Origin of the sequence: Mesorhizobium sp. M7A.F.Ca.AU.001.01.1.1, from assembly GCF_004022735.1 — a bacterium.
Taxonomy (GTDB): domain Bacteria; phylum Pseudomonadota; class Alphaproteobacteria; order Rhizobiales; family Rhizobiaceae; genus Mesorhizobium; species Mesorhizobium ciceri.
Genome location: NZ_RZPF01000346.1, coordinates 1 through 6,547, shown reverse-complemented (window position 1 = coordinate 6,547; position 6,547 = coordinate 1). Strand labels below are relative to the sequence as shown.

The window sequence follows — 6,547 nt, the reverse complement described above, 5'->3', positions numbered from 1 at the left end:
GCTGCAGGTCGTCTACCACGCGCAAATGGCCGAGGCGGCCGGCGAGTTTGCCTTCCCCGATGTGGTGCAAGCCATCACGACGAAAATGATCCGACGCCATCCGCATGTCTTCGGCGACGAAAAGGCCCGCAGCGCCGGCATGGCCAAGGGCATGTGGGAAAAGATCAAGGCAGAAGAGAAGGCAGAGAAACGAAGCGCCCGCCTCGCGCGCGGTCTCGATCCCGAAGACAATGGCAAGGGGTTTCTGGATAGCGTGCCGGTCGCCCTGCCCGCGCTGACCCGGGCGCTGAAACTTCAGGAGAAGGCCGCCCGCGTCGGCTTCGACTGGAGCGAGGCAGCACCCATCCTCGACAAGATCGAGGAAGAGATCGGCGAATTGCGCGAGGCGCTGGCCAAGGGCGACACCGCCTCGATCAAGGACGAGTTCTGCGACATGCTGTTTGCCGTCGTCAATCTCGGTCGCCACCTCAAGCTCGATTCGGAAGCAGCGCTGAGCGGCACCAACGAGAAATTCCGCTCACGTTTCCATTATGTCGAGCAGGCTTTGGAGAAAGCCGGCAACACGCTGGACAAGGCTGATCTGGCCGAGATGGAAGCGCTCTGGCAGGAAGCAAAGACCGCGAAGTAGTCTCTCTTTTCGGGCAACTCCCGACGGAAACCGCTATACACTTTTCCTGGAACTGCTCCGGATTATCCGTTGTTTTTACGACGCAATCTGTTTTCGATCTCTTCGCGCGCGCTTTGCGTGGCCTTCAGCGAGATGGTGGCGCTGCCGTCGTCATTGTCGCTTCGCGAAACCACATCGCCATTGCGGTAAAGCCAGTCGACAAGGCCGAACTGTGCCGGCTCGATCGTCACGGTGAGGTCTTCGAGTTCGCCCGCCATCCGCGTTTCGATGATCGCCTTCAGCGCATCGATGCCCTCGCCGGTCACCGCCGACACCGCAATCGGCGGCGCCTTGTTGGCATCGGCGCCGTCTGCAAGCAGCCGGGTCCGGTTGCCTTCGTCGAGCCGGTCGATCTTGTTCCACACTTCGATCACCCGCTTGGCATCACCAGCGTCAACGCCAAGATCTGCAAGGATACGCTCGACATCCTCGGCCTGGGCGGCCGTGTCCGGATCGGAAATGTCGCGCAGATGAAGCACGAGGTCGGCCTCGACCACCTCTTCCAGGGTGGCGCGGAAAGCCGCGATCAGATGTGTCGGCAGGTCCGAAATGAAGCCGACCGTGTCGGAGAGGATGATCGGCGTGCCATGTGGCAGGCGCACGCGGCGCAGCGTCGGGTCGAGCGTGGCGAACAGCATGTCCTGTGCCAGCACATCCGCCCCGGTCAGCCGGTTGAACAGCGTCGACTTGCCGGCATTGGTGTAGCCGACGATCGCCACCACCGGGAACGGCACCTTCCTGCGCTTGGCGCGGTGCAGGTCGCGCGTGCGCCGCACCGTTTCCAGCTCCTGCTTCAGCTTGATGATCTTTTCCTGCAACTGCCGCCGGTCGGATTCGATCTGTGTTTCGCCGGGGCCCCCAAGGAATCCGGCGCCGCCGCGCTGACGCTCCAAATGGGTCCAGCTACGCACGAGGCGGCCCTTCTGGTAGTTGAGATGGGCGAGCTCGACCTGCAGCGTGCCTTCCTTGGTGCGTGCACGCTCGCCGAATATCTCGAGGATCAGCCCGGTGCGGTCCAGCACCTTGGCGTTCAGCTCTTTCTCGAGATTGCGTTGCTGCACAGGGGTCAGCGGATGGTCGACGACGACCACTTCCGCATGTCCCTCTTTGACGATTTCCGCGAACTCGGCGACCTTGCCGCTGCCGAGCAGCGTCGCCGGGCGCGGATCGTTGACGGTCACCACCGCGGTGTGAATCAGATCAAGGTTGATGGCGCGGGCAAGGCCAACGGCCTCGTCGTGACGCGCATCAGCCGAACGCATCAGCCGCGGGCGGTTGGTCTCGTCGTCGTTGCGCTGGTGGCGGGTAAGGACGGGCACAATGACCACGGCCCGGGTCGGGCCCTTGGCCTCAGTCCTGGGGTGATGCGCTGGTTTCCCGCGAACGGTGGCGTCCGCGTCTTTCTCACGTGCCAATCAGGCGCCCTGGCTTTCCTCGCCATCGAACATCTGAACCGGCTGGCTCGGCATGATCGTGGAAATGGCGTGCTTGTAGACGAGCTGGGAGTGACCATCGCGGCGCAGCAGGACACAGAAATTGTCGAACGAAGTGACCACGCCGGTCAGCTTCACGCCGTTGATGAGGAAGATGGTGAGCGGGTTCTTGCTCTTGCGAACTGAATTCAGGAACAGGTCCTGAAGGTTTTGCGATCGTTCCGCCATTGTTCTTGTCTTTCGCCGATCCCCTTCGGTTTGCAAGCCAATGCGCCAAATTAACGGGCGCATGTCAAGCTCGCAAACACCGTCTTGTCGTCAGTAACGACAAGCAGAACGAGATATATTGATGTTCATTCCACCTGTGCGGTTATCAGGCTGGACTTTTTTCCGCAATGTCAAAAAAGGCTTGCCGCAACGAAAGTGTTATTGAGCCGGGGTGCCCATTGGCGACCGTGTCGCCATCGATGGTCACCACCGGCATGGCGATCGTCGTTGCGGAACTGATGAACGCCTCGCGTGCCGTCTTGGCCTCGGCGACGGAAAAGCCGCGCTCCTCGATCTTCAGGCCAAGCTTGGCCGCCACTTCGAACATGGTCGTGCGGGTGATGCCGCGCAGGATGCCATGCTCGGCCGGCCTGGTGACCAGAACGCCGTCCCTGGTGACGATCCAGGCGTTGGACGAGCCGCCTTCCTTGACGTTACCTTCGGTGTCGACGAACCAGGCTTCCTGCGCACCGGCTTCCTTTGCCTTCTGCTTGGCCAAGACATTGGGCAGCAGCCCGACAGTCTTGATGTCGACCCTGTCCCAGCGGTTCTCCGGCACGGTGATGACGGCGATGCCTGTCTCGGCTCGCTTTGCACCAGCGGCAGGATCGGCCTTCCTGGCGGTTACCACCAGCGAAGGCTTGGTGTCGGCGGAAGGGAAGACGAAGTCGCGGCTGGCCACGCCGCGCGTCACCTGCACGTAGACCAGGCCATTGGCGACGTGGTTGCGATTGACCACCTCACGCAGAATGAGCGGCAGCACGTGAGAGGTGACCGGCCAGGCGATCGACAATTCGGTCAGCGAACGGTTCAGCCGGGCCAGGTGGCGCGGCATGTCGACGATGAAGCCACGCGCCACTTCGCAGACCTCATAGACACCGTCGGCAAACTGATAGCCGCGATCCTCGATATGCACGGCAGCGTCGGCGTGCGTGACATAGCGCCCGTTGACATAGGCAATGCGCGGCATTGGCGACCCCTCAGAAATTCTCGGGCTTTCTTATGCGATTCCACCGCGGGCGTAACCGGCAAATGGTTGGACCACGCGCGGCTGGTCGGACGTCGCGCTTAGACGCCCAGGGACTTCAGCTTGCGATGCAGAGCGGAGCGCTCCATGCCGATGAACTCGGCGGTTTTCGAGATGTTGCCGCCGAACCGGTTGATCTGGGCGATCAGGTAATCCTTCTCGAACTGCTCACGCGCTTCGCGGAGCGGCAGCGCCATGATGTGTTGGTCGGATTGATTCGGGGTGCGCGGCATGACATCGCCGATCTCGGCCGGCAACAGATCAGCGGTGATCGGCGCATCGACGTCGTCGCCGCGCGCCAGGATCATCAGGCGCTCGACATTATTGCGCAGCTGGCGAACGTTGCCCGGCCAGTTGTGCGCCTGCAGCACGGCCAGCGCGTCGTCGCCGATGCGGCGCGGCTTGATGCCGGCCTGGCGGGCGATCTGCTTCATGAAATTGTCGACGAGGTAGGGAATATCCTCGCGCCGCTCGGCCAATCCCGGCACGATGACCGGAACCACCGCGAGGCGATGGTAAAGATCCTCGCGGAAACGCCCGTCGGCGATCATCGCTTCGAGGTTCTGCGACGTGGAAGAGATGATGCGGACATCGACCTTGACCCGCTTGGTTCCCCCTACCCGCTCGAACTGCTGCTCGACCAGCACGCGCAGGATCTTGTTCTGCGTCTCGCGCGGCATGTCGGCCACCTCGTCGATGTAGAGGATGCCGCGATGGGCCTCCTCGAGCGCGCCGACCTTGCGCTCGACGCCATTCGATTCGGTGCCGAACAGTTCGATCTCCATACGCTCGGGCGTGATGTTGGCGGCGCTCAGCGTCACGAAAGGCGCGCCCTTGCGCGCCGACAGCGTGTGGATGGCGCGCGCGGCCAGTTCCTTGCCCGAGCCAGACGGGCCGATGATCATCACGCGGCTGTTGGTCGGCGCGACGCGTTCGATGGTCTGACGCAACTGGCTCATCGCCGACGACATGCCGATCAGATCGAAGGTTTCACCGCTGCGCAGCTTGAGGTCGGAAACCTCGCGCCGCAATTTCGAGGTCTCGAGCGCACGTTCGGCAATAAGGATCAGCCTGTCGGCCTTGAACGGTTTTTCGATGAAGTCATAGGCGCCGCGACGGATGGCGGAGACCGCCGTTTCGATGTTGCCGTGGCCGGAAATCATCACCACCGGCAAGGTCGGATGCATCGTCTTGATCTCGTCGAGCAGCGCCAGCCCGTCGAGACGCGAGCCCTGCAGCCAGATGTCGAGGAAAATCAGCCGCGGCGCGCGATCAGCTATAGCAGCGAGCGCGCTGTCGGCATCGAATGCCGTGCGGGTTTCGTGACCTTCGTCGCTCAGTATGCCCGCGACGAGTTCACGGATGTCTTCCTCGTCATCGACGATGAGAATATCAGACGCCATTACCGACCTTTTCAGTTTCTCTTTCGTTTTCCGCCCTGCTTTCGCCGCGCGGAGCCGTTGCGGCCGCAGGCGGCAGGATGATGCTGATCATCGCGCCGCGCCCATCGTGGAAGTCCGCAGGAGCATCGTGTAGTTCCAGCCTGCCACCATGGTCCTCCACGATCTTCTTGACGATAGCGAGGCCAAGTCCGGTGCCCTTCTCGCGTGTGGTCATGTAGGGCTCGAGCAGCCGTTGGCGATTCTCGCGCGGCAGGCCTTTGCCATTGTCGATGACGTCGATTCGAATCACACCATTCTGGCGCCCGGCCTGAATCCGGATTATGCCGTGCGAACCATCCTTCTGTTCCAATCCGTCGATTGCCTCGGCGGCGTTCTTGATCACATTGCCGAAAGCCTGCGCCATCAGCCGGCTGTCGAACGTGCCCTTCAGCGGCTCGCTGCCGAAGGTCCGCTCGAAGGTGATGTCGGCGCGGCTGACCTCGACCAGGAACGAGGCCTCGCGCAGCGATTCGCGCAGATCTATGGCCTTCATCTCGGGCTTCGGCATGCGCGCGAACGCCGAGAATTCGTCGACCATACGGCCGATATCCTCGACCTGACGAATGATGGTGTCGGTGCACTGGTCGAAAACCTCGCGGTCCTCGGTAATCACCTTGCCATAGCGGCGCTTGATGCGTTCGGCCGAGAGCTGGATCGGCGTCAGCGGGTTCTTGATCTCGTGGGCGATACGCCGCGCCACATCCGCCCAAGCCGACGAGCGCTGCGCCTGGACCAGGTCGGTGATGTCGTCAACCGTCACGACATAGGACTTTTCCTCCGAGCCGTCATCGCCGGCCTCGATGGTGATCTGAACGTTGAAGGTCCGCTCGGCGCCGGCGCGGTAGAAGGTCACCTGCTCGCGATAGACGGGTTTGCCGGACTTGCGGCCGATTTCGAAGACGCGGCCGACATGCGGCAGCACGGCGGAAAGGTTCTGCCCAAGGGCTGCGCTGGCGGATATGGCCAGCATCGCTTCGGCCGAGCGGTTGACGATGGTGACGATGCCGTAGGGATCGACGCCGATGACGCCGGCGGTAACGCCGGCAAGCACGGCTTCGGAGAAGCGTCGCCTCTCGTCGATCAGGTCCTTGGCCGACAGGATCTCGTTGCGCTGCGATTTCAGTTCGAGAAGCATTTTGTTGAACGTATCGCCGAGCGAGGCGACATCGCCGTCCGAGGGCCTGACCGGAACCGCGACGTCGAGATTGCCGGTCGCCACTTCGTCGGCGGCGCCGATGAGCTGGCGAATGGGCCGCACCAGACGGTCGGCGACCGCAATGCCGGTCCAGATCGCGGACAGGATGATGATGAGGGTGAGCGAAAGATAGGGCAGCGCGAAGGCCACCTGCGAGGTGCGGCGGTTGTCTTCCAGCCCCCGATATTCGTCGGTGTTGGACCTGACGATCTGCCGCGCCTTGATGACCTCCGGATCGACGAGGCGAATGGTATAGAGATAGAGCCCTTCGATCTCGCGCAGCTTGACGATGGCGCCCATGATGTTGCGCGTTTTCGGCTCGATCAGCACCGGCTTGCCGTCGGCAGCGCTGGCCACGGCGCCTTCCGGCGGCTCAGGCATGGCAAAATCCGTGTCGGTCTTGGCGCTCATGACGAAAGAGCCGTCAGGTTTGATCAGCGCCGCATGAGCCAGCGAACGGCCCACGGCTTCCTTGTTCATCAGGTCGAGAAAGCCGGTACGATCAAGGCCGTAGAG

The 6,547-nt window shown here is 62.4% G+C and carries 6 protein-coding genes; 1 reads left to right on the top strand and 5 read right to left on the bottom strand.

All coding sequences use genetic code 11. The annotated features are described in order from the left end of the window. Positions 1-628: nucleoside triphosphate pyrophosphohydrolase (mazG, locus tag EN884_RS20630; RefSeq protein ID WP_128360712.1), on the top strand; the 628-nt coding region annotated here is incomplete at its 5' end. Positions 629-690: 62 nt separating this feature from the next. On the opposite strand, the gene hflX is transcribed toward mazG, so the two are convergent. The 5 genes from hflX to EN884_RS20605 form a co-directional block, all read right to left on the bottom strand. Then, entirely contained in the window at positions 691-2,082 is a 1,392-nt protein-coding gene (gene hflX, locus EN884_RS20625) for a GTPase HflX (RefSeq protein ID WP_063168044.1), read from the bottom strand. Next, positions 2,083-2,328 (bottom strand): RNA chaperone Hfq, encoded by a 246-nt coding sequence (hfq, locus tag EN884_RS20620; RefSeq protein ID WP_006202172.1) that lies wholly within the window; start codon positions 2,326-2,328, stop codon positions 2,083-2,085. 145 nt (positions 2,329-2,473) lie between these two features. Beyond that, positions 2,474-3,337 (bottom strand): D-amino-acid transaminase, encoded by an 864-nt coding sequence (locus EN884_RS20615; protein WP_027163475.1) that lies wholly within the window; start codon positions 3,335-3,337, stop codon positions 2,474-2,476. Between the two features lie 98 nt (positions 3,338-3,435). After that, positions 3,436-4,797, bottom strand: a complete 1,362-nt coding sequence (locus EN884_RS20610; RefSeq protein WP_013531496.1) for a sigma-54 dependent transcriptional regulator — start codon at positions 4,795-4,797, stop codon at positions 3,436-3,438. Further along, the coding region (locus EN884_RS20605) for a PAS domain-containing sensor histidine kinase (RefSeq protein ID WP_164895078.1) at positions 4,787-6,547 on the bottom strand (1,761 nt) is incomplete at its 5' end. The genes EN884_RS20605 and EN884_RS20610, both read right to left, overlap by 11 nt.

What these genes read in the sequence shown, in the direction of transcription:
- hfq (WP_006202172.1), bottom strand. Translation starts at nt 2,328, where the DNA reads ATGGCGGAACGATCGCAAAACCTTCAGGACCTGTTCCTGAATTCAGTT.
- EN884_RS20615 (WP_027163475.1), bottom strand. Translation starts at nt 3,337, where the DNA reads ATGCCGCGCATTGCCTATGTCAACGGGCGCTATGTCACGCACGCCGAC.
- EN884_RS20610 (WP_013531496.1), bottom strand. Translation starts at nt 4,797, where the DNA reads ATGGCGTCTGATATTCTCATCGTCGATGACGAGGAAGACATCCGTGAA.